The sequence below is a fragment of the Bradyrhizobium sp. NBAIM14 genome (genome assembly GCF_020193895.1).
Classification (GTDB): domain Bacteria; phylum Pseudomonadota; class Alphaproteobacteria; order Rhizobiales; family Xanthobacteraceae; genus Bradyrhizobium; species Bradyrhizobium yuanmingense.
This window is the reverse complement of the sequence record NZ_JADYVQ010000013.1, coordinates 127078-149622: the sequence shown is the minus strand read 5'-3', so window position 1 is coordinate 149622 and position 22545 is coordinate 127078. Positions and strand designations below refer to the sequence as shown.

General features: G+C 60.7%; 22 protein-coding genes, 1 tRNA gene and 1 pseudogene. 12 read left to right on the top strand and 12 right to left on the bottom strand.

The genetic code is table 11. The features are described 5' to 3' along the window. Window positions 1-149 precede the first annotated feature (149 nt). Window positions 150-1115 carry a Bug family tripartite tricarboxylate transporter substrate binding protein gene (locus I6F28_RS26235; RefSeq protein WP_225141868.1) on the top strand — a complete coding sequence of 322 codons (966 nt, stop codon included), beginning with the start codon at window positions 150-152 and terminating at the stop codon, window positions 1113-1115. 160 nt (window positions 1116-1275) lie between these two features. Here I6F28_RS26235 and I6F28_RS26230 read toward each other — a convergent pair whose 3' ends face one another. The 4 genes from I6F28_RS26230 to I6F28_RS26215 form a co-directional block, all read right to left on the bottom strand. Continuing rightward, a complete protein-coding gene (locus I6F28_RS26230) occupies window positions 1276-2910 on the bottom strand; it encodes an alkaline phosphatase family protein (protein ID WP_225141866.1) in 1635 nt (544 codons plus the stop codon). A 215-nt stretch (window positions 2911-3125) separates the two neighbouring features. After that, on the bottom strand, window positions 3126-4415 hold the full coding sequence (locus I6F28_RS26225) for an IS4 family transposase (protein ID WP_225141864.1): 1290 nt from the start codon (window positions 4413-4415) through the stop codon (window positions 3126-3128). A gap of 230 nt (window positions 4416-4645) precedes the next feature. Further along, window positions 4646-5686 (bottom strand): GTPase ObgE, encoded by a 1041-nt coding sequence (obgE, locus tag I6F28_RS26220; RefSeq protein WP_025032816.1) that lies wholly within the window; start codon window positions 5684-5686, stop codon window positions 4646-4648. A gap of 85 nt (window positions 5687-5771) precedes the next feature. Continuing rightward, window positions 5772-6254 (bottom strand): MaoC family dehydratase, encoded by a 483-nt coding sequence (locus I6F28_RS26215; protein WP_225141862.1) that lies wholly within the window; start codon window positions 6252-6254, stop codon window positions 5772-5774. 270 nt (window positions 6255-6524) lie between these two features. On the opposite strand from I6F28_RS26215, the gene I6F28_RS26210 reads away from it, so the two are divergent. Further along, the gene (locus I6F28_RS26210; protein WP_225141859.1) at window positions 6525-7439 is read left to right on the top strand and encodes a DMT family transporter; all 915 of its coding nucleotides are present in this window, start codon (window positions 6525-6527) and stop codon (window positions 7437-7439) included. Between the two features lie 174 nt (window positions 7440-7613). On the opposite strand, the gene I6F28_RS26205 is transcribed toward I6F28_RS26210, so the two are convergent. From I6F28_RS26205 to rplU, 3 genes are all read right to left on the bottom strand, one after another. Further along, window positions 7614-8207, bottom strand: coding sequence for a GNAT family N-acetyltransferase (locus I6F28_RS26205; RefSeq protein ID WP_225141857.1), 594 nt, complete (start codon window positions 8205-8207; stop codon window positions 7614-7616). A gap of 162 nt (window positions 8208-8369) precedes the next feature. After that, on the bottom strand, window positions 8370-8639 hold the full coding sequence (rpmA, locus tag I6F28_RS26200; RefSeq protein ID WP_025032812.1) for a 50S ribosomal protein L27: 270 nt from the start codon (window positions 8637-8639) through the stop codon (window positions 8370-8372). 103 nt (window positions 8640-8742) lie between these two features. After that, on the bottom strand, window positions 8743-9129 hold the full coding sequence (gene rplU / locus I6F28_RS26195) for a 50S ribosomal protein L21 (RefSeq protein ID WP_036008712.1): 387 nt from the start codon (window positions 9127-9129) through the stop codon (window positions 8743-8745). A gap of 332 nt (window positions 9130-9461) precedes the next feature. Between rplU and I6F28_RS26190 the strand changes: the two genes are divergently transcribed. Beyond that, window positions 9462-10589, top strand: a complete 1128-nt coding sequence (locus I6F28_RS26190) for an ROK family protein (RefSeq protein ID WP_036008710.1) — start codon at window positions 9462-9464, stop codon at window positions 10587-10589. Between the two features lie 174 nt (window positions 10590-10763). Here the strand turns inward: I6F28_RS26190 and I6F28_RS26185 are convergent, their stop codons facing one another. Continuing rightward, the gene (locus I6F28_RS26185) at window positions 10764-11627 is read right to left on the bottom strand and encodes an alpha/beta fold hydrolase (protein ID WP_225141856.1); all 864 of its coding nucleotides are present in this window, start codon (window positions 11625-11627) and stop codon (window positions 10764-10766) included. 137 nt (window positions 11628-11764) lie between these two features. On the opposite strand from I6F28_RS26185, the gene I6F28_RS26180 reads away from it, so the two are divergent. From I6F28_RS26180 to I6F28_RS26160, 5 genes and pseudogenes are all read left to right on the top strand, one after another. Further along, window positions 11765-11854 (top strand) — tRNA-Ser (locus tag I6F28_RS26180). A gap of 174 nt (window positions 11855-12028) precedes the next feature. Continuing rightward, window positions 12029-12378, top strand: a pseudogene (locus tag I6F28_RS26175) (SOS response-associated peptidase family protein); the annotation flags it as partial. A 9-nt stretch (window positions 12379-12387) separates the two neighbouring features. Then, the gene (locus I6F28_RS26170) at window positions 12388-12612 is read left to right on the top strand and encodes a 5'-nucleotidase (RefSeq protein ID WP_225141853.1); all 225 of its coding nucleotides are present in this window, start codon (window positions 12388-12390) and stop codon (window positions 12610-12612) included. A gap of 172 nt (window positions 12613-12784) precedes the next feature. Continuing rightward, window positions 12785-12928, top strand: coding sequence for a hypothetical protein (locus I6F28_RS37855; protein WP_524536116.1), 144 nt, complete (start codon window positions 12785-12787; stop codon window positions 12926-12928). Window positions 12929-13348: 420 nt separating this feature from the next. After that, window positions 13349-13894, top strand: a complete 546-nt coding sequence (locus tag I6F28_RS26160; protein ID WP_225141851.1) for a hypothetical protein — start codon at window positions 13349-13351, stop codon at window positions 13892-13894. A 109-nt stretch (window positions 13895-14003) separates the two neighbouring features. Here I6F28_RS26160 and I6F28_RS26155 read toward each other — a convergent pair whose 3' ends face one another. Next, on the bottom strand, window positions 14004-14267 hold the full coding sequence (locus tag I6F28_RS26155; RefSeq protein WP_346656748.1) for a hypothetical protein: 264 nt from the start codon (window positions 14265-14267) through the stop codon (window positions 14004-14006). Window positions 14268-14764: 497 nt separating this feature from the next. Continuing rightward, window positions 14765-15661, bottom strand: a complete 897-nt coding sequence (locus I6F28_RS26150) for an alpha/beta fold hydrolase (RefSeq protein ID WP_225141849.1) — start codon at window positions 15659-15661, stop codon at window positions 14765-14767. 163 nt (window positions 15662-15824) lie between these two features. Here I6F28_RS26150 and I6F28_RS26145 point away from each other — a divergent pair, with 163 nt between their 5' ends. After that, entirely contained in the window at window positions 15825-16055 is a 231-nt protein-coding gene (locus I6F28_RS26145) for a hypothetical protein (RefSeq protein ID WP_225141847.1), read from the top strand. Between the two features lie 455 nt (window positions 16056-16510). On the opposite strand, the gene I6F28_RS26140 is transcribed toward I6F28_RS26145, so the two are convergent. Further along, window positions 16511-17374, bottom strand: a complete 864-nt coding sequence (locus I6F28_RS26140) for a LysR family transcriptional regulator (RefSeq protein WP_225141845.1) — start codon at window positions 17372-17374, stop codon at window positions 16511-16513. A gap of 182 nt (window positions 17375-17556) precedes the next feature. Between I6F28_RS26140 and I6F28_RS26135 the strand changes: the two genes are divergently transcribed. The 3 genes from I6F28_RS26135 to I6F28_RS26125 all read left to right on the top strand — a co-directional run bounded on the left by I6F28_RS26135 (window position 17557) and on the right by I6F28_RS26125 (window position 21660). Continuing rightward, the gene (locus I6F28_RS26135; protein ID WP_225141843.1) at window positions 17557-18705 is read left to right on the top strand and encodes an HlyD family secretion protein; all 1149 of its coding nucleotides are present in this window, start codon (window positions 17557-17559) and stop codon (window positions 18703-18705) included. Then, a complete protein-coding gene (locus tag I6F28_RS26130) occupies window positions 18706-20313 on the top strand; it encodes an MFS transporter (RefSeq protein ID WP_225141841.1) in 1608 nt (535 codons plus the stop codon). Between the two features lie 723 nt (window positions 20314-21036). Continuing rightward, window positions 21037-21660, top strand: coding sequence for an isochorismatase family protein (locus I6F28_RS26125; protein WP_225141839.1), 624 nt, complete (start codon window positions 21037-21039; stop codon window positions 21658-21660). 113 nt (window positions 21661-21773) lie between these two features. On the opposite strand, the gene I6F28_RS26120 is transcribed toward I6F28_RS26125, so the two are convergent. Continuing rightward, window positions 21774-22286, bottom strand: a complete 513-nt coding sequence (locus I6F28_RS26120) for a Dps family protein (protein ID WP_225141838.1) — start codon at window positions 22284-22286, stop codon at window positions 21774-21776. Between the last annotated feature and the right edge of the window lie 259 nt (window positions 22287-22545).

The following is a 22545-nucleotide window of genomic DNA, read 5'->3' as shown; positions in this document are numbered from 1 at the left end:
ACAGGCGGCGCCGATGAGCCCTGCTTTTGCAGCAGGACGGTGACCGGCGCAAGGCAGCCGGGATGGTAAACGACGCATGTCGGCCTTGTGTCAGCCGTCCGTCTGGCTCTAATGGCGATCAACGATAAACGGGCCGAAAGAGGAAACGAATGGATCGCCGCAAATTCATGGCCGGATGCCTCGGCCTGCCGCTGTTCGCGCAGGCGGGTGGTGCGCGGGCGCAGGCCGGGCTGACGAAGATCATCTTCCCGTTTGCGGCCGGAGCCGGCGGCGACACGCTGTGCCGGCTGGTCGCGCAGGAGATGGCTCCGCTGCTGCAGCGGACCGTCGTGGTCGAGAACCGCACCGGCGGCGACGGCCTGATCGGCATCAAGGCGGTGAAAGGCGCGAGCCCCGACGGCAGCATGGTGCTGGTGACAACAGGGCCGACCATGTATCTGCTGCCAATGGTGGAGGCGACGCCGAGCTTCGACACGGCCAGGGATTTCATGCCGGTCTCCTTGCTGGCACGGTTTGAATTCGCGCTGGTGATCGGCCCGGGCATCGATGCTGCCGATTTCAAAGCGTTCGTAGCGTGGCTGAAATCGCATCCGGACAAGACCTCGTTCGGAGTGCCGAGCAACGGCACCATTCCGCATTTCACCGGCTCCAAGCTCGAGAAGGATCTCGGTATTCCCCTGACCCGCGTGCCCTATCGCGGCAGCGCGCCGATCCTTAACGACCTCGTCGGCGGCCACATTTCCTTCGGGATCACCACGCTGGCGGACGCGCTGCCGCAGCACCGCGCCAAGGGCGTGAAGATCATCGCGGTCGCGAGCGCGGAACGTTCACCCTTCGCGCCTGACGTGCCCACGCTGAAGGAGAGCGGCATCGATCTAGTTGCCGACGCCTGGTACGGCATGTGGCTTCCCGCCGGCAGCCCGCCGGAGTTCGCGAGCAAGCTCGGGGCGGCGGCGAGCGCGGCGCTTGCCAAGCCGGAGGTGAAGGAGAAGTTGACGGCGATCGGGCTGATTCCGATCGGCAGCAATGCGGACGCGCTATCCAAGGAGCTCGCCGCGAACACCGCGCTGTGGCAGCCGATCGTGAAGGCGACGGGCTACAAGATCACGAATTGAAGGCTGCCTCTTCTCCCTCTCCCCGTTCTTACGGGGAGAGGGTTGGGGTGAGGGGCTGTCTCCGCGAAAGCGCTGGCAATTGAACTCGCGGAGAGTCCCCCTCATCCGGAATTTGCTCTCGCAAATTCCGGCCTCTCCCCGCAAGCGGGGAGGGGCTGCTTCACATCTTCGCGCGCTGCGCGATCCCGTCCTTGATCGCGGCGAGCTCTTTCTCATCCCAGATGCCGATCAAGACCCCACCCTTCACCTGGAGCTGATTATCCGCATAGGCGGCAATCTTCTCGCGCGGCGTGGTGATGTGATCGTTGGGATGCAGCGCCCAGTCGAACAGCTCGGCCTGCAGCCGCGCGATGATGCCGGCGCAATCAGGATCGTCGCCGCGATCCAGATATTCGTCCGGATCGGTTTCGAGGTCGTACAGCATCGGGCGGAAGCCGGAGGCGTGGATGTATTTCCAGCGACCGTCGAACACCATGAACAGGCGGCAGCGCTCGATCGGCTGGTTCAGCTTCAGCCGCACGTCCTGCATGGCATAGTCGTATTCGGAGAACGCCACCTTGCGCCAATCTGATGGCGTGGGCCCGCGCAGCAGCGGCAGCAGCGAACGTCCTTCGAGAATGTGGCCCGGCACCTTGCCGCCGAAATAATCGACGAAGGTCGGCGCGAGATCGATCGCCTCGACCAGCGCATCGCTGCGCGTGCCGCGCGTGGCGTCGGCTTCCCGCGAAGGATCGATGATGATCAGCGGGATCTTTGCCGATTGCTCGTGGAACAGGTCCTTCTCGCCCATCCAGTGATCGCCGAGATAGTCGCCATGATCGGAGGTGAACACGATCATGGTGGTGTCGAGCAGGCCGCGCTCACCTAAAAACTTCATCAGCACGCCCATCTGATCGTCGATCTGGGTGATCAGGCCCATATAGGTCGGGATCACCTTCTCGCGTGCATCATCGCGCGCCATGTTGCGGGAATAGCGCATGTCCATGTAGGCGCCGAACACCGGATGCGGATTCTGCCGCTCGCGCTCCGAGCGGATCACCGGGATCATGTCATCCGTCGAATACATGCTGGCATAGGGCTCCGGCGCGATATAGGGCCAGTGCGGCTTGATGTAGGACAGATGCAAACACCAGGGGCGGCCGTCCGTTTCCGCCTCGCTGATGAAGTCCATCGCGCGCCGCGTCATGTAGGGCGTCTCGGAATGCTCTTCTGGCACGCGCGCGGCCTTGTCGGCGTGCACCAGCAGCCAGCCGTTCTGCAAGCTGCCATCCTCGGCAGCGCCGGAATTGGCCCAGTGCTCCCAGGGATTGGTGGCTTCAAAACCCTGCTTTCGCAGATATTCGTCGTATTTCGGGCGTGGCCGTCCGGTCGGATGCAGGCCGTCGTCGCGCTCGTAAGGCTCGAAGCCGCATTCGGCGACATGCACGCCGATCATCGATTCCGGCGGGATGCCGAGCGCCTTCATGCCTTCGATGTCAGGCGCCATGTGGGTCTTGCCGACCAGCACGTTGCGCACGCCGATCTTGTTGAGGTGATCGCCGAGCGTGGGCTCCCCGACGCGCAGCGGCCAGCCGTTCCAGTGCGAGCCGTGCGAGCGCATGTAGCGGCCGGTGTAGAACGACATCCGCGACGGGCCGCAGATCGGCGATTGCACATAGGCCTTCGTGAACAGCACGCCGCGCTTGGCCATGGCGTCGATGTTCGGTGTCTTCAGCGTGGGATGGCCGGTGCAGCCGAGATAATCGTAGCGAAGCTGGTCGCACATGATCCAGAGAACGTTCTTCGCGCGCGCCATGCGTTGTCCCTGCCGTTTCTTGATTGTTTGATGCTGCGCTATCGCGGGCGCGAAGACAAGCCGGTGATGCGCGCGCTCGCAGCGATAGACTCCGCTGTCGTCCCCGCGAAGGCGGGGACCCATAACCACAGGGAGTCGTTTGGCGAAGACTCGTCGTTCGGTACTTCGACCCTTCGCAACAGATAGATCACGCGGTATGGGTCCCCGCCTTCGCGCTAGGGCATGCACATATCTCTGAGGCTCCATCCTGCTGAGACGGCGTGGAAGTATTCGAGGCCGTTTTTGAAGGTGATCGGGCCCGGCGGCTTGGACGATGGGTAGCCGTCCCAGCCGCCGAGACGGCCGATGATCCAGGCGGCCCAGGCGAGGCTGTTGGGCGGATGCGGGTTCTTTAGTCGCTTGCTCGCGGCTTCGAGTTGCTGGTTGAGGGCAATGAGCGCGCCTATTTGGCGGTTATCGAAGGCCGCGACAATAAGCTGGCGACTACCGTTGCGGGCCTGCAGAAGCTGGATGGTGATGACGGCCGCCTTGGCGGCGATCGCAACCAACTTGAGAAGACGATCGGCGGATCCGATCTGGCTGTTTTCGAGCTTGAGGCCTTGTGTCTTCAGGACACGGAAGAACTGCTCGATGATCCAGCGCTGCTTGTACCATTGGACGATGCGCCAGGCGTCCTCGGTGCCGGTAACCTCGTGAGAGGTGAGAAGCCGCCAGTGCAGCGGCTCTACGCCGGCCTCGGCATTGACCTCGCGCACATCGACCACCGCCAATGGCAAGCTTTTCGGCAGATGGTGCAGGAACTTACTCTGCGGGCGGGCGAGCTCGATTGCGTCAAAGCGAAGTTCGAGGTGGGCTAGGCGAGCTGGCCGCGCGGCGCGCGCAGGCAGTTGGATCGTACGCCGGTCCACCACGGCCATAACATCGCTGGCCTCATATAGGCTGCTGCGGTCGGCAAGCTTGCGATCATGCATGCTGCGCGCGATGACGTGGAAGTGTTGCTCAGCCGAGCTGGCATAAAGGGCAAAGATATCGCTCTCGCGGTCGCCCAGCACCGTCACCGCCGCGGCCTTGGTAAGCAGCGGCCTTGCCGCCACGGCAGTGGATATCCAGCGCTGCGATTCCTTGTCCGACAGCTCACGTTCGTCGTGCGAGGTCGTGCGGCGGCCTTTGCGCGTCCATATCTGTCCGCTCAAAAGCCCAAGACAGCTGCCGTCGTCGGCATCCACAGCCAGCAGCGGATGCAGCAGCACGCCGTGGCTATTACCTTTTCCGATTTCTCCGAGCCCACGCCGGCGTTGCGATGTGGTGTTGAAGTGGATCTCACTGGTGTCCTGGATCGCCAGCACGTGGCGGCCTTCTACCGCAGTGACCGTGCTTTCGCTCCAGCTTTCGATGATCCGCTCCGCCGTTACCTTTTCATGGCCAAGAAAGCGGTTGAACCGCACTTCCAGCGCGCGGTTCCCCCTGGAGAGCTGCCGAAGGCAGACAGTTCTGCCTGCAACCATGCGTTCAGCGAGCGCCGCCCCCCTTTATCGAGACGACGATCCCCGAACCGGCCCAGCGTCCAGTCAATTCGTGACAACATCGCGGCACCCCGTCAAAACCATGGAGTGCAGCAATAGGAAGCACACAGACTTCCGATTCTGGAATCCCCCGCGCTCGACCCGAGTCAATCCGTCGCACCAGATATGTGCATGCCCTAGCGCCTTCGCGGGGACGACGTTGGGGAGAGAGTTTAAGCCGACCACGGCTCCGCTTCGGCCGCGCTCTTGGCCTTGGCGGAGACCGGGCTTTCGCCGATCACATCGGCCAGCGCGCGCAACGCCTCTTTGACGCCCTGGCCGGTGGCGCCCGACAGCAGCAGCGGCGTCTTCTTCGCGGCGCGCTTCAGGCGGTCCTTCTGCTTCTTCAGCTCGTCCGGCTCGACCGCGTCGATCTTGTTCAGCGCGACGATCTCGATCTTGTCGGTGAGCTGGCCGCCATAGGCGTCGAGCTCCTTGCGCACGGTCTTGTAGGCCTTGCCGGCGTGCTCGCAGGTGGCGTCGACCAGATGCAAGAGCACGCGGCAGCGCTCGACATGGCCGAGGAAGCGGTCGCCGAGGCCGGTGCCTTCATGCGCGCCTTCGATCAGGCCGGGAATGTCGGCGAGCACGAACTCGCGTCCGTCGGCATTAACCACGCCGAGCTGCGGATGCAGCGTGGTGAAGGGATAGTCGGCGATCTTGGGCTTCGCCGCGCTGACCTTGGAGAGGAACGTCGACTTGCCCGCATTGGGCATGCCGACGAGGCCGGCGTCCGCGATCAGCTTCAGCCGCAGCCAGATCCAGCGCTCCTCGCCGGGCTGGCCGGGATTGGCGTTGCGCGGCGCGCGGTTGGTCGAGGACTTGAAATGCGCATTGCCGAACCCGCCATTGCCGCCTTCGGCCAGCACGAACTTTTCGCCGACCTTGGTGAAGTCGTGGATCAAGGTCTCGCGATCCTCGTCGAAGATCTGCGTGCCGACCGGCACCTTCAGCACGATGTTCTTGCCGTTGGCGCCGTGGCGGTCCGAGCCCGAACCGTTCTCGCCCTTCTGCGCCTTGAAATGCTGCTGGTAGCGGTAGTCGATCAGCGTGTTGAGGCCGTCGGCGACCTCGATGATGACATTGCCGCCGCGGCCGCCATTGCCGCCGGAGGGACCGCCGAATTCGATGAACTTCTCGCGGCGGAACGCCACGCAGCCGTTCCCGCCGTCACCGGAGCGGATATAGACCTTTGCTTCGTCAAGGAATTTCATGGGCCATAGGTAGGCCAGCCGGCCCCCTGCGGCAACCCGGATCGGTCCGCAAATCGGCTGAAATTCCGCGAATTGGACCCCTTGCTTAATCCACCGGCCGCCGCCGGATCAGGAATTTCTGCGTGCCCTCCAGCACCAGCTCCTTGCGCTGGTTGAACACGGTGCTGCGCAGCGTCACCACGCCGGTGGTGCGCCCCGGCACCAGCTCGGTGACTTCGAGCGCGGGATAGAGGGTGTCGTCGGCGAACACCGGCTTGAGGAACCGGCTCGACTGCTCGAGGAAGCCGACCAGGGAGTCCTCGACCATGAACGGAAACAGGCCGGCGCCGGGCGCGGTGTGGATCAGGGTCTGGAAGCCGTGGGCGAGCAGATGCGGCATGCCGCGGGCGCGGCAATATTCCACGTCGTAATGCACGGGGTGGGTGTCGCCGCTCGCGGTCTGGAATGCGGCGAACAATGCCGAGGTTTGGGTGCGGCTCGGCAGCACGAAGCGTTCGCCGACGACGAAATCCTCAAACCAGCGTTGCGTCGGGATCATGCGATGCCGGGCCGGATCGAAATCGGTCATGTCAAAGCTCTCTTTTCGTCGCTGGGCGCTTATCGCTACCGCGATGCAAACAATGCGACAATCCGTTCAATTCGGCTTGCGCGGGCTTGTCGCGGCGGCTGCCGTCATTAAAACGACTGCAAGCGACTCTATTCGCCTGCTTTCGCCGCTATCTCCCCGTCATTGCGAGCGCAGCGAAGCAATCCAGAATCCCTCCGCGGAAAGATTCTGGATTGCTTCGTCGCAAGAGCTCCTCGCAATGACGAGCCCCCGAACCTGCAACTCGTCGCAATGCCCCTGTTCAAGAATCTCTCCGCCTATGACGATCGCTCCGCGCGCCTGGCCGGCATCGGGCTCATGGTGCTGTCGATCTTCATGTTCTCGTTCGGCGATGCCATGGGCAAGTTCCTGGTCGGGACCTATTCGGTGGGGCAGCTGCTATTCCTGCGCGCCTGCGCGGCACTGCTCCTGCTGTCGCCGCTGATCTGGAAGCAGCGTCACCAGTTTCTGCATCTGGAGCGGCCGCGCCTGCAGCTGGTTCGCGTCGTGCTGTCGACGCTGGAAGTCGCGGCCTTCTTTCTCGCAACCGTCTATCTGCCGCTCGCCGACGTCATCACCTATTATCTCGCCGGCCCGATCTTCGTCACCGCGATGTCGGCAATCTTTCTGGGCGAGAAGGTCGGCTGGCGGCGCTGGACCGCGATCCTGATCGGCTTCTGCGGCGTCTTGATCGCGCTGCGCCCTTCCGCGCAGACCGTCAGCCTGCCGGCGCTGATCGCGCTCGGCGGCAGTCTTTCTTTCGCGACCCTGATGCTGATCACGCGCAGCCTGCGCAAGACGCCCGACATCGTGATGGCGTCCTCGCAATTCCTCGGCACGTTCTCGCTGGGCGCGGTGCTGTCGGTGTTCAACTGGGTGCCGCCGACGCCGGGCAGCCTCGCGATCTTCGCCGCCGCCGGGCTGGTTTCGGTCACCGCGCTGTTCTGCGTCAACCGTTCGCTCAAGCTGGCGCCGGCCAGCGTCGTGGTGCCCTATCAATATTCGATGATCGTCTGGGCGGTGATCTTCGGCTTCGTCGTGTTCGGCGACGTCCCGTCCATCGCAACACTCGTCGGCGCCGCAATCATCATCGGCGCCGGGTTCTACATTTATCTTCGGGAGCGCGATTTGGGGCGTGAGAGCGACGAGGTCAATCCGCCGGCGTAGCCACGACGTCGTCCCGGGGCGCGCGCAGCGCGAGCCCGGGACCCATAGCCCCAGGGAGCAATTGGACGACGACCCGGAGTGGGCGCTTTGCCCCACACTGCGCTCCGGGATTATGGATCCCGGGCTCGCGCTACGCGCGCCCCGGGATGACAATTGTGAGTGCGGCGCCTCGCCCTACCGCACCCTCCTCGCACTGCTCCAGCTCTTCAGCGAGGCCCACACCCCGCGCGACAGGCGGAAGCAGTCGACGGGGGTCGAGGAGCCGAGCGCCAGGAAGCGGTGCAACTGCACGCCGCTCCACTGGAAGCCGCACTTCTCCAGCACCTTGCGCGAGGCCGGATTGGTAACGCGCGCGCCGCCGTAGAGATGCTCGTCCTCGAACTCCTCGAAGAAGAAATCGATCGCGCCGCGCGCCGCCTCGGTGGCAAAGCCCCGACCCCAATGCTCGACGCCGAGCCAGTAGCCGAGCTCGGCATTGCCGGGCTTAGAGCAATCGATGCCGACCATGCCGACCGGCCCGCTGTCGTGCTCGATCAGGAACACGGTCTCGCTGCCGAGTTCGGCGGTGGCGCGGATGAAGTCGGCGGCGTCGTCCTGCGAATAGGGATGCGGCAGGCGGCGCGTGTTCTCGGCGACACGGCGGTCGTTGGCGAGCCGGGCGATGGTCCTGACGTCGGCCAGCGTCGGCCGCCGCAAGGTCAGCCGCTCGGTGGCGACGACGCTTGGTCTCGCCTCGGCCAAGGTCACGCTCGAGAAATCCTGCAACATGTCCGGCTCCGTGAAAGTCACTAAGTCAAAGTGCAAAGAACAAAGTGAGCAAAGAAAAGGGGAGGCCGGTTTCCCGCCTCCCCTTGGAGCCTTCGATCTCTTGCGATCTCTAGGACTCCGCCGGTTCAGTCGGGACCGGCGGACTCCGTTTTTGTCCACCGTCTATTCAGCAGCCTCGGCAAGCGGGAGCACCGATACGAAGGTGCGGCCGTTGGCTTTGGCTTGGAACGCAACGCGGCCCTCGATCTTGGCGAACAGAGTGTGGTCCGTACCCATGCCGACATTGAGGCCGGGGTGCCAGGTCGTGCCGCGCTGACGCGCAATGATGTTGCCGGGCGTGACGATCTCGCCGCCGAACGCCTTGATACCGAGGCGCTTGCCCTTGGAATCGCGACCGTTGCGCGATGAACCGCCTGCTTTTTTGTGAGCCATGGCTCGTCTCCGAAATCCTGCGTAATTCTAGGTCAATTCCTTGACGGAATCATTTCAAAACGTCGCACGCATCAATTCGTGAATTGGCGTGATCGGTTTTGCGTTACTCGGCGGCTTCCGCTGCCGGCTCCTTCGTCACCTTTTCCTTCTTCGGACGCGGGCCCTTGGTGGGCTTGGCGCCGTCCGTCAGAATCTCGCTGATGCGCAGAACCGTGATCTCGTCGCGATAGCCGCGCTTGCGGCGCGAGTTCTTGCGGCGGCGCTTCTTGAACGCGATGACCTTCGGTCCGCGCTTGTGGTCGAGCACCTCGACCGCGACGGACGCGCCTGCGACCGTCGGGACGCCCAGCACCGGCGTGTCGCCGCCGACCACGAGCACTTCATTCAGCTGCACGATCGAGCCGACTTCGCCTTCGATCTTGCCTACTTCGAGAACATCATCCGGCACGACGCGGTATTGCTTGCCGCCGGTTTTGATGACTGCGAACATCGTTCTTTCTCCGTGTTCAATCCCGGCCTCGGGACGCGGAGCGTCCGGGTCGGCTTTTTGTCAGTCGCTATGGTTTATGCGAGTCTGCGTGGGCGGGAGTTATCCCTTTGAAAACCCAAGCAAAAACAAGCGGCGCGAGAAACGCCCCGCGCCGGCTGTGGGACTTATAGCGGCCAACAGCCGCAAGTCAAGGAAAACTGGGCGAAAACCGCCCGGATTTGAAGGCTTTGGCCGCGCTGAAAGCGCGCAGCCGAATCTCGGGTGGGCTTTGCAACAAACGGGTTCCCCCGCAGTTGTCCCGGCCGGAACAGGAAAGCGGGGCAAGGGCTCTCATGGCAACAGACGAATTGGTCAAAACAACGGGCATTGCCCAGCATGGCGCCGAACGGCTGCCATCGGTCGATGTCGACAGCTTCAACATCGAGATCAAGGACGAGGACGGCTTTCTCGGCGACCGCGCCAGCAAGGGCGCGTTCCGGGAGGTGCTCGAGCGCTGGCGCAAGCCGCTGCGCAAGACGGGGGAGGACCCGTTCGGGAAGGTGCCGACCGAGGAGATCAACAAGAAGACGCTGGACGCCATCCTGATCGGCGACGACACCGAGGCCTCGGCCGTGGTGCACAGCGCGATCGAGGATTTCTCCCAGGAGCTCGCTTATGTCACGCGCCGATTCCTCAAGACCAAGGCCTGGGCCAAGACCGAGCGCATCGTCGTCGGCGGCGGCTTTCGCGATTCAAGGCTCGGCGAGCTCGTGATCGCCCGCGCCGAGATCATCCTGAAATCCGAGGGCTTCAAGATCGACCTGCAGCCGATCCGCCATCATCCTGACGAGGCCGGCCTGATCGGCGCGCTGCACCTGGCGCCGTCCTGGATCTTCGAGGCTCATGACAGCATTCTCGCCGTCGACATCGGCGGCACCAACATCCGCTGCGGCGTGGTGGAAACCGGCTGGAAGAAAGCCAAGGATCTGTCCAAGGCCAAGGTGGTGCATGCGGAGCTGTGGCGTCACGCCGACGACGAGCCGACGCGCGAAGGCGCGGTGAAGCGGCTGACCAAGATGCTGAAAGGGCTGATCACGGAGGCCGAGGCCGAAGGCTACAAGCTCGCGCCGTTCATCGGCATCGCCTGTCCCGGTGTGATCAACCCGGACGGCTCGATCGAGAAGGGCGCGCAGAATCTGCCGGGCAATTGGGAGAGCAGCAAGTTCAACCTGCCGGCGAGCCTGATCGAGGGCATCCCCGCTATTGGCGAGCACGACACCGCGATCCTGATGCACAATGACGGCGTGGTGCAGGGGCTCTCGGAAGTACCGTTCATGCAGGACGTTGACCGCTGGGGCGTGCTCACCATCGGCACCGGACTTGGCAATGCGCGCTTCACCAATCGCCGCAAGGAAGGCAACGGCAAGGACCGGGATTCCACGGAGAACGGGAAGAAAAAAGGTAAAGCGGACAAGGAGTAACCTTGACCGGTTAGGTTAAGGACCGGATTGCGTTGCGGACCGCCCGTCGCACGCTAGGGTCGAATCGTCGCTTCCACTCGGCCGGCGAAGCCGCCCTTCACGGCCAGTATTTCAATAAGCGGCACGGGACCGCCAGTGTTTACCGCGTCTGGCGGTCCCACCCCGTTTTTCTCCTCAGCTCCAGCCGATGCGCGCAAAGAACGCGGCGATCTCGCGTGCCGCGCGATCCGGATTTTCCCGATGCGGGAAGTGGCCGACGCCGGGAAACATCTCGAGGTCGAGATCGCTGAAGGTCTCGGACAGGCGGTCGGTCCAGCCAAAGGGAAACAGCGGATCGTGCTCGGCCCAGCGCACGCAGGTCGGCACCGCGATCGGCGGCAGCCTGGGCGCCTCGCCCTTCATCATCGCCACGCGCCCGGCATGCGAGGCGCGGTAATGCGCAAAGCCGCCGGCGAGGTTGCCGTCTTTCAGGAAATTGTCCGTGAAGGCGTCCAGCACGTCGTCGAAGGCGTTTGTCCGGTGCGCCCAGCCTTTGAGGAAATGGCTGATGTAGAGCCGGCAGCTCTCCCGGCTCGCGCCGACGAGCTGTGGGGCCATCTCCATCTGGTGAAAGGACTGGTACCAGATGTGGTTGAGCCTATCGGGCGCGGCCATGCGCGGCCCGATCCCGGGATAGACGAAATCGAAGAAGAAGAGTCCCGCGAGCCGCTCGGGCGCCTGCCGGGCCAGCGGCTGCATGACAGCGCCGCCGACATCGTGGCCGACGACGCCGAATCGGTCGATGCCGAGCCGGTCCATCAGCGCCAGCATGTCGGCGGCATGGCCGTCCGGTCCGTAAGGTCCACCTGGCTTGTCGCTGTCGCCGAAGCCGCGGAGGTCAGGCGCGACAAGCGTGAACCGGTCCGAAAGCCTCGATATCACCGGCTCCCAGGTCAGCCAGAATTCGGGCCAACCATGCAGCAAAAGCAGCGGTTTTCCCTGTCCGGCGCGGACCAGGTGGAAATCGGCGCCATTGGCCGAGATCGTGAGATGCTCCATGGCAGTTCCTTCCAGAGGCGGCCGCGCGGGGGCAAAAGAGGCAGCGGATTTTGCTCTTTCGCGCCTTGTCTGGCCCGCCATCCTCGCCTATTAACGCCCCCAACCACAGGGGCCCAGCTCCTAATATGGCGCCTTCAGGAGAGGTGGCAGAGTGGTTGAATGCACCGCACTCGAAATGCGGCATAGGTGCAAGCCTATCGGGGGTTCGAATCCCTCCCTCTCCGCCATAATAAAACGGCTTCGAGAAAGCCCCGTAAAACCAGGTCTTACTGCACGCCAGAGGTCTCTGGTGTAGCCCCACGGTGTAGCCCCTAGGGTGGCTCCAATTTGCCATGCCAGACGGCCGAAGGCAACGTGCGGAAGTGCGCGGATCTGCGACGAATGACTCGTCCAATCGAGATTTCAACTCGTTCAGCGAGTTCAACGAGGCCGAGGGGGCGACTTTTGGTTCGCGCTCAACGAAAGCCGCCCCTCGCATGCTTTGCCGGCATCTGGACCAACTGGACATCGGTCCGGAAGGCAAAGCAAGGCGAGACGGTCAAACGATCTCTGTGGTTTCCTGACGACCGAGGCCAACGCCGAAGTTTTCGCCATCCCCCGAAGGCGATGACCCGCGATCCTGACGACGCCCGAAGAGGTCGACACCTGGATGACCGCGCCGCGCGACGAGGCTCTGAAGCTGCAGCAGCCCCGTCGGGACGGGGAGCTGAGAATCGCCGCCCGGGGCGCAAAGGAAGATCAGGTCGGGTAGACGATCCTCATGACCGACATCCGCGAGACCCTCAGGTCCCAACCGCTGCGCATAGGCATTTCGACCCGCGACCTCTTCAATCTCGAAGAGGAGCACGCCGTCGTCGAGAGCCAAGGGGGCGAGGCCTACTCGAAGCTGCAGCTCGAGCAAGAGGGAACCCTCATCGGAAAAGGACCTGGATACGAAGTCGTGGAGCGGCTCCTGCGGCTGAACGAGCCGGATCAAAAACCCTAGGTCGAGGTCTTCCTTCTCTCGCGCAATTCGCCCGACGTTTCCCTCCGGACATTCAATTCCATCGACCATTACGACTCGGCATAAAGGCGGGCAGCTTGACCAGCGGCCGCTCGCTCGGCTCTTCATCTCCGCCCGGGAGCTGGACCTCTTCCTGTCCAATGCAATCGCCGACGTGCAGGCGCCGATAGAAGCGGGAGCCGCCGCAGCGAAGCTGGGCACGGCTCGTGTGGCTCGCCAAGAGGATCCCAGCGACGAAGTTCGCATCGCCTCCGACGGGGACGCCATCGCGTTCAGCGCCGATCCGACGAACTCTTAGAATCAAGGATTGCAGGCCTTCCCGGCTCACGAACGCGAGAACGCCAAAACGACCGATGTCCGGCGGGCGATTCGGCAAACTCCTGCGGAAACTCTCGATCCTCCGGCAGAACTTCATGAACGACAACGGCGTCAGCAGAGTTCGGATCGCCATCGTCACGGCGCGCAACATCGCCAGCTTGACTCAGTCGCCCTTCGGGTCTGGACTCTGTCAGAGTTCGTGATCGTTATAGTCGCAATGGTAGGCATTCAGCATGCAACCGAGCGCAACCGCCCGATTGGAATAAAAATGTCTTCAGCCAAAGAAGTTGAGATCTTACTCCAGATAGCAAAGCAACTCGTAATACGGGAGTGAGAAGCGCGCTGCTTGTTCTATCTTGTAGCCGGCGTGTCACGAGTATGCATCCGGTGAAGACCCCGGTTGGATCCGTCGTTTCCGTTTGGTCTATGGCTAAATACGAAGCGCTTCCTGACAGGTGAGGGCGGAGACCGGCGGGAGCTACATCGCCGCGAAATTGCTAACTGGTTCGAGAGAAATAACCACCTGATTCAGCCATGCGACGAGGGTCACGAATATCGCGAAGCCATGGAAGCCTGGCGGTTGGCCGGGATGCCGATGGAATTGAAGCCCTCGTGGAAAGGCCGAGGCGAACGAAGCATTTTGGAGGTGCTCAACAGTGTGGAGGAAGTGGTTGCCGAAGGTGAGGTCGTGATCGCGATCATCGACGACAGAAAGGCAAGAACGGTGATCAAGACCCTGGAAGATGTCGACATCGATCTGATGGCCACCGAAACGTACCTCGAATGGCTCGTGAAACGGTTCGGAATCAAGGGAGCGGCAGCCGCCCGGACGACGATAAGGATTACGACCGACAAGAAGGGGGCCGACGCCCCCCGGCTAGGATATTGTCCATATTCACAAAATCAAATGATGGCTGGCGAGGGCGTGATTTCGACGGCTTCGTGACCGCCAAGTGCCAATGCCCACGGTCCGACTTGAAGTTCGCTAATCGACTCGATTCTGTCCTACGGGCACACAGAGAATCACAAGACGCGCTCTCTGTCCGAACCGCCGATCATCCCACCGATTCATATCCCAGATAGCGAGATCGTTTCAACCGGCCCTCAAGCCAATCAAGCGTTTCAAATAACGCCTCTGCTGCCTCTTCATAGGCCTTCTGCGAACCCGCAAATCCGGCTCGATCGACGCCGTTATTCACGTTTCGATAGATGCGTTGGTTGATCGCGTCTGCTCCTGCCTGCAAACGCTCTGCATTCATCAACCTCGCTGAGCAGTCCAGTAACCGCTGCATGTCGCGCCAGGGGATCTCCCGGTCCACCTACCACGTCCGGTCGACCCTGACAGCCTTCCGGTGCCGGACGCGTATTTCTCGCCAACGCTTACTGAGGCCCAAACAGCGCCCGAAGCGGTCACGCGTCCCCTGAATTTGAGGAGATTGGGGTGGCTTATGATCCCCTTCCTCACGTCCACGGTGAAATTGTACGACGAATCACATGCTAGGCCGCGTTCCGTAACGAACAGGAGGGTCCAAACTCCGTCGAATTGTGAGGCTGACCTAGTCGCATTAGCCTGGCCAGTCGCAGTCCATGCGACGAATAGCGCTAAGACGAGCTGCGCCGGAACAGAAGTCATCCTCATTCTTGTTTCCCTTTCTTAGGACTTTGAGGTCGAGGAATTCGGCCGCTATGGCTTATCGCGGTTCGGCAGTGGAGCGCGTTCGAGCTTGCGTGACAGAAGTGGTTTGACGGGTATGTGGGACCCCTCCGCTCACTTAGACCTCGAGGCAGTGAGGTGGAGGCAGCTCCAACCACAAACTCATTCGTATCCTAAGGCCTCGGGCAGGGACCGCATGAAGGCCTCCGTCTCTTCGGCGACCTCATCGAGGCAAGTGTCCATGACGAAGTGGCCACCCTCCAAGAGCACGACTTTGGCGTCGGGTAGATCCCTTTTGAATGCATCGGCGCCCGGGGGGATGAACGACTGGTCGTAGCGGCCCCAGAGGATAAGGCTCGGCGGTTTGTGCTCACGAAGCCAAGCTTGCCAAGTCGGGTAAGACGCGAGGTTGTTCTGGTAGTCGTAGATCAGCTCCGCCTGGATCGCGTCGATCCCGGGCCGATGCAGGTAGGCGAGCTCATCCATCCAGAGATCGGGGTCGTACGCCTCGGTGTTGGGGTCGCTCCCGAGGTGACGGTTGCGCACCGTCGCGGGTGCCAACGCTCCCTGCCGAACAGTCGCCTCATGGGCGGAACGATCGGACCAGAACGGACGCCGCGTCTCCCATACTAGGCCGAGCCCTTCGTCATAGACGTTGGCATTTTGAAAGATCATGGCTCTGACGGCCTCCGGCCGGGCGGTGGCCATACGCATGCCGACGGGGCCGCCGTAGTCCTGCATCAAGAGCGTAAAGCGCCTAAGGCCGAGAATGTCGGCGAACTTGAGCGTAAACGCCGCCAAGTTGTCGAACGTGTAGGTGAATTTATTTGGGGGCGGAGTGTCGCTGTTGCCGAAGCCGATGTAGTCGGGCGCGATCAGACGGTAGCGAGGCGCAAGTTTGCGCATAAAAGGATCATACATCCGGGACGAGCTTGGAACACCGTGGAGCGCTAGGATGACCGGTGCGCTCGCGGGGCCAGCCACCCGATAGAACACTTTCAGCCCCTCGACCGTCGCATAGCGGTAACGAATAGGAACCGACATGGAATGGCGATACATGTGTCCTCCAGCCGCGACGAGATCACGCCCCAGTACGCGCGACCGCGAGCATCGCCAATCATCCCTACGGTTGGTTGCGGAGCGCAATGCCGGCCCCGGTCCACGTGAGCTATAGCCCGGTGTCGCACCGCTCGGTAGGGCCGCCTCAACCTGGAAAGGCAGCTTGGTCGAAGCATCCCACATTCGAGGATGGGACATTGACCTGAACAGAGAGTGCAAAGCAGATGGCAAACGCGTGACCATTGTAAGCCGCATTGGCCGTAAATGGGTGGCAATGACCGTCTGCTCCAACGATGCAGTCAATATGCTCCAGCACAGTGACACTCATTTGGAAGGGCGCAGCGATCGCGAACTGCAAGCCAACTTTTTGAAGAAAGACATCATCTGTCGCTAATGCGTAAGCCTCCGGTGGGGATCGTCTTCCCCGATTGTACGTGAACGTGAGATGATCTGCTCATCAATTCGCAAGAAAATGAGCAATGTGACGACGGTTACAATTCTGTCCGGTCCTGAGGGGCGACGGCGGTGGACGAGCGCCGAGAAGCTTCGGATCGTGGCAGGACCGTGACGAGAGTTGTAGAATACGCCGTCCGATGATTGCGGTCCCGAATGCCACACATGATCGAGCAACGTAGCGTCGTATCCAGCAGCGAGCCCAGCAACTGAGGACCAAGGCCCTCGGCCGACCAAGCTCGGTTGGAGCGCAAAATGCCGAAACTATACGTCAGTATAGTTTCGGCTCCGGTCGCGTGCAGCAAGTATGAATCGAGTTTGCGAGCACTGTCCGGAAAGTGGATGTCGAAATAGATCCCAAGCTCAGCCATAAGAGCTGTTTCTTTCCAAAATGCGCTACCCGAATTTATGAACGAGCAAATCGATCAAGACCCTGATTTTTCTGGCGAGATGCCGTCCAGGCGGCCGGACCACAAATATGCCTACGGGAGGAAGAGTGTAGCGCGTCATGATGGGCACAAGCTTATCCGCCACCGGGCAGCTCTCTGCGATGATTGCGGGAAGTGCAGCGATGCCGATGCCCATGGCTATCGCCTCAGCGATGGCAAGCGCGTTGTCCGCCTTGAAACGCCCTTGCGGGTGGACGGTGGTCGTCTTCTTGCCCTCACTGAATTTCCAGGTTTCGGTGCCGATCATGACGGCCTGATGCTGATCGATATCGGCTGGCGTTTTCGGCGCGCCCCGCTCCCTGACGTAATCGGAACTCGCGTACAGCTGCACGGTGAAAGAACCGATCCGACGTGCGACAAGGTCCGATTCCGGGAGATAGCCGACGCGGATAGCGCAATCGAAGCCTTCACCGACGATATCGACATATCGGTCATTGTATCGAGTGTGGACGTGAAGCGATGGATGCTTCCTCGCCAATTCAGCGAGTACGGGCGCAAAATGAGTTGGGCCGAAGGATGCCGGAGCTGCTATTCGGAGAAGGCCCCGCAGTTCACCGCTTGGGGACATCTCTTCGCGCGCAGCTTCAATCTCGGAGCACACTCGCGACGCATGATCGCGAAGAATCAGTCCCGCTTCAGTCAGCGCGGCTCCCCGCGTAGTTCGCGCCAGAAGCTGGACGCTAAGCTCGTCCTCCAGCCGAAGCACGCGCCGGCTAACAATGGATTTGGCGACTCCAAGATTACGTGCCGCGGCAGAAACGCCCCCCGATCGGGCCACTTCGACGAAAGTCTGCAGATCCTCGAATTCCATGAGCCTCATTCCGCTGTCGGAAACGGAGCTTACACGTTCTGAGGCTCCCCGGCCAACCGTTGGCATAGCTTAAAACCGTCTCGCCACGGCTCGCGCCGTGTACTGCAGCACTGCAGGCAGCCAGGGACGCAAAGCTACGGATCGCTTTGGCGCAGTAAGAGGCCGAGAAAGACGGAAGAAGGATGAGCGATCAAGCTACAGTGCCACCACCGCCCGTACCTGAACCCGCCGTGGGCGCCAGTACGCAATCCTCCGCCACGCAGCCGACATCGCCGCGTACGCAAGTCACTCTCTTGAACAGGCTCTCCATACCGGTCGTGGCGATCGCCATCGCAATTGGATGTGTCGTTCTGGCGACCTCCCGTTGGAATTCATGGGTAGGAGGAGCAAGAATTCAAACGACCGATGACGCTTTTGTGCGAGCCGATATATCGCGCCTAAGCGCCCGTATCTCCGGCCAGGTAATGTCGGTGCCGATCGGCGCGTTCATGCGGGTCAAGAAAGGAGACCTTCTCGTTCAAATCGATCCCGCGGAATATGTGGCTCAGGTAGGTCAAGCAGAAGCAGTTGTTTTGGCAGCGGAAGCTGCGCTTGAGAATCTCAAGAACCAAATCGAATTACAACATGCGATGATCTTCCACGCCAAGGCGGCTCAAGCGTCCGCAGAGGCGCAACAAATTGAGGCGCGTCAGGAACTGGAACGACAACAAACCCTCTCGCAGTCCGGTTCGGGAACAAGGCAGCGACTTGAGCAGGCGACGGCCTCGCAGGCTAAAATGCAGTCTGACGTCCTCGCGTCTCGAGCGACAGTGGCAGCGCAGCAGCATCAACTACAGGTCTTCATGAGCATGCAGAAGCAGCGTGGAGCAGAACTGAAGGCAGCGAGTGCTGCGCTCTCGGCGATAAAGCTCAAGCTCGACTATACTAGTATCACGGCACCATTCGATGGAGTTACCTCCGAACGACAGGTGCAAGTTGGAGACTATGTCAATGTCGGCAGCAGTCTGATAAGCATCGTTCCCTTGCCGAGCGTATACGTCATCGCGAACTATAAGGAAACGCAACTGACCAACGTGAGGGTGGGTCACTCGGTCGTAATCAGTGTCGATAGCTTTCCTGCGGTCCAGATCCGCGGCTCGGTCGAGCGGATCGCTCCTGCCAGTGGTTCTCAGTTTGCGCTTTTGCCGCCCGACAATGCGACAGGAAATTTCACGAAGGTCGTCCAACGAATACCCGTGCGCATTAAGTTGGACGAGGGACAAAAGGACGTGGACAATCTTCTACCAGGAATGTCCGTGCAAACGAGCATCCGTACCAACGGCGGTACGTAGATGTCCGCAACCAAAGCAGAAAAGCCGCATAGCGGTGCGCCGTATCCGGCGTTGGCTGTGGCCGCTGTGCTCTTTGCTTCCTTGACGGCGAGCATCGACGGCCGCTTCACCGCAGTGGCACTGGCGGATATCCGTGGTGGGTTAGGATTGAGTTTCGACGAAGGGGCCTGGCTTTCCACGGCCGCCACAGCACCACAAATTTTTATAGCTCCGGCGGTCGCTTGGCTCACAACGGCGTTCGGATTGAGAAGGGTATTGGGCCTTCCGGCTGCCGCTTACGGGCTCGTTTCGTTTGCCATCCCTTTTGTGAGCGATTATCCGATCCTTCTGACGTTGACCGTACTGCACGGTCTGCTGCTCGGTACCTTCGTCCCTGCGACGATGATGATAATCTTCAAAACCTTGCCGCCGCGTTGGTGGATGCCTCTCATCGTCATCTACGCTACTAGGGTCGGATTTTCCCTGGATGTTTCGCACTTTCTGGTTGGAGTCTACGAACAACACTTCGGTTGGCCTGCGCTCTACTGGCAGGGGACAGTTGTGGGTCCAGTAATGGCCGTGCTTGCCTACCTTGGAACTCCCCCGCTGACCGTAGATCGCGGGCTGATGTACCGAGCCGACTGGGGCGGCATGATGCTCTTAGGCGCGTCCCTTGCGATGGTGTATTCGGGCCTTGACCAAGGAAACCGACTCGATTGGAGCAACTCCGGAACGGTGATATCTCTGCTCGTCTTGGGAGTAGCTCTATTTGCTGCTTTTCTCGCCAACGAAGTTGTTGTCAAAGAGCCTTGGGCGAGGTTCAAGGGGCTGTTTTCGCCCGGGATGGGCTTGTCGCTGGTGGTCGTAGTACTCTTCAACGTTGCCAGCCTATCCAACTCCTCGCTAGTGCCGAACTTCCTCGGCGCCGTCCGGGGCATGCGACCCGAGCAAGTCGGGGAGCTCCTGCTGGTCTCAGGGGCAATTCCCACCGCCCTTCTGATTCCGTTCCTCATTTTCGTGTTGAGATACGTTGACGCCAGGTGGACCGCGATGGCTGGACTCTTTATCTTCGCGGTAGCCAATCTCTCAGGTACGCAGATCACCGGAGATTGGGCGCGCGACGATTTCGTAGGGATCGTTTTTGCAACCGCAGTAGGACAGGCGTTGGCGCTGACTTCCTTAATCATTATCGGCTTCTCACATCTCCGGACCGACCGGACTACGGCGGTTGCCGCGTACGTTCACAGCATTCGGCTGGGGAGTACCGAGATCGGCATCGCTTTGATGTCAACCTGGCTTAGGGTGCGTGAGCAGATACATTCTTACTATCTTGGCATTAACATCGATATCGGCGGCGCCGACGTCGTGGCAGCGATTGATGCCGCAACTAGGCAGTTCTTCGCCCGTGGTGCAGACGAGGCTCGCTCGCAAGCGGTCGCGAGCCTCGCCGCCCGGATTCAACGCGAGTCGAACGTGCTGGCCTACATCGATGCTTTCTGGTTGTGCTTTTGGGCAGCCATTGCCGCACTGCTAGTCTTGGCGCTGGTTGGCGTTGCGCCCAAGGGGCCGTTTTCTCCGGTCCCATTCAGGTCTGCGGAAAGCCTCTTCGGCGCTCGAGAACCTAGATGACGGCATCACAGCGAGAAATGCTTGCGATCCTGCGGCTGGTGCTTTCACCCAAGTGAAGCACGATATTCGATCTGTCTACTCCTCGGATGGCATGGCATCGAGGGAGACATACAGTGCCTGGATGCGCCCAGCTTTGAAGTGCTCAACATCCAAGCCCGTCACCGCAGTGGGCCCATTGACGGGCCCCGTCCTCCAACGAAGCCGGCCGACATCATGGTGACCCACCCTATCGACGTGAAGACGAATTCACTCGGCAAACTTGCGAGCAAGTTCGTCACTGCTTCCGAAATCGAAGCTGCGCAGCTGGCTTGGTGATCGGGTCCGTAAAGGACGGCATTATCTGCATACAGCATACGGATTTGGGGTCTCGCTCGCTAAATAGGTGGACGACATTATCTTCCATAAGTCGGTATAATCACTTGGCTCCATGAAATCCTCCACTTGGCCCGTTCTCAACTTCGCGAGAGCACGGGTAGGACATGGTGAGCCGGATGGGCAGCGGCCATATATAGATGGGGATGTCCAAGGTCGGCCTCGCCGAGGCCGCCCGATCTGTCGACAGTTGGTAGAAAGCTCTTCAACCTAGGCCTGACGTATAAACGACGCATCCTCAATCATACCAAAAGATGCTTGTTGCGTCGCGCAAACTCCAATTCTTTCTTGGATCAGGGGCTTCCAATACTTCCTACAATCTCGCTCCAGCATCCAAGATGGAAAATCCGAATGTCCTACGATCGTCTCACCGCAGAAAACGCCGCCGTGCTATTCGTTGATCATCAGACAGGTCTTGCCAATGGCGTGCAGACCCAAAGCCCGCCAGAATTCATAAACAACGTAGGTGCACTGGTGAGGATCGCGCAGATCTACAAGCTCCCCGTGGTGATCACGACGAGCGCTGCCGACGGCCCGAACGGTCCTATCATGCCTGTCGTAAAAGACGGTCTTCCCAACGCGACGATCGTGCATCGCCCTGGCCAGATCAACGCCTTCGATAACGAGGACTTCGTTGCGGCAGTGAAGAAGACCGGGCGAAAGAAACTGCTAATTGCTGGTATATCGACCGAAGTCTGCCTTGCCTTCTGCGCGCTGTCGGCCCTAAAGGCAGGGTACCAAGTATACGGGGTCCTCGACGCTTCCGGTACCTGGAACAAGATCGTCGAGGATGCGGCGATTATGCGTATCGTGCAGGCTGGAGCCATTCCGATCACGTGGGTAGCTGTCGGTGCCGAGCTTCTTTACAGCTGGCAGGCGGCGACGGGAGAGGCTCATGCCAAGCTCATGGGCGATTTCCTGCCATTCTCCGCGAACAACATTTCGGGCTTCATGGCAGCAAAGGGCGGTCACTAGAGATTCTGTCGGGAGAAAATCAACTATAGAAGTCGCTCGGCCCGTTGGGCCGAGCGACCGCGGGCAGAGGTTCAGCGAACACTCCGCACGGTTACATCATCATCGTTCCTTCCTCATAGATCGCCACCTCGACCGGCTTCAAACAGAAACCAAGTCCGGCGCTCAGATTCGTCGATTAAGTTCTCGAGCACGCTTGCGGTCGCTACGTCTCCGGCATCGTCCGCAGTTCCGTGGGCACTACGCATCGCGGCGGTGATAGCCTTGTTATCGTTCATCAGCTCACGGAGCATCTCCCGCGGCCTGACGAAAGCTTCATCGTTGTCCCTGATCGTCTGCAGTCGTGAGATCTGACTGATCGATTTCAGCGTGGTGCCACCAATCTTTCTGACGCGTTCGGCTAGGATATCAGTAGCGGCAAACAGCTGTGCGGCCTGATCATCCAGAAGAAGATGATAGTCGCGGAAGTGCCGGCCGCTGACATGCCAGTGAAAATTCTTTGTCTTGAGATAGAGGACAAAGAAATCCGCCAGCAACGTATTGACGACGGTTGCGACCTTTTCGATCTTATCCGTCGATAGATCGGTCGGCGTCTCAAGTTCAGTCGGTGCGATTGTTAGTCTATTCACGGCGGCTACCTTTCCTTTTTATTCATTGTTAGTGGGGCCCGAACTCAGCATCCGTCGCAAGCATCTCTAGGTATGATACATCGTCCCAGATGAACAAGTCGTCTTGATTGCGGCGGCTTCGGGTGGCGAAGAGACCTAGCGGTGATCTACCAAGTTTTCTTTGACAGCGATTTTTCTGGAAAAGTGCTCCCTTGCGCGTCTCGCTAGGTCCATGACCATTCATTGTTTCGCTTGATGTAACAGCGAGTTGCCGAGATTG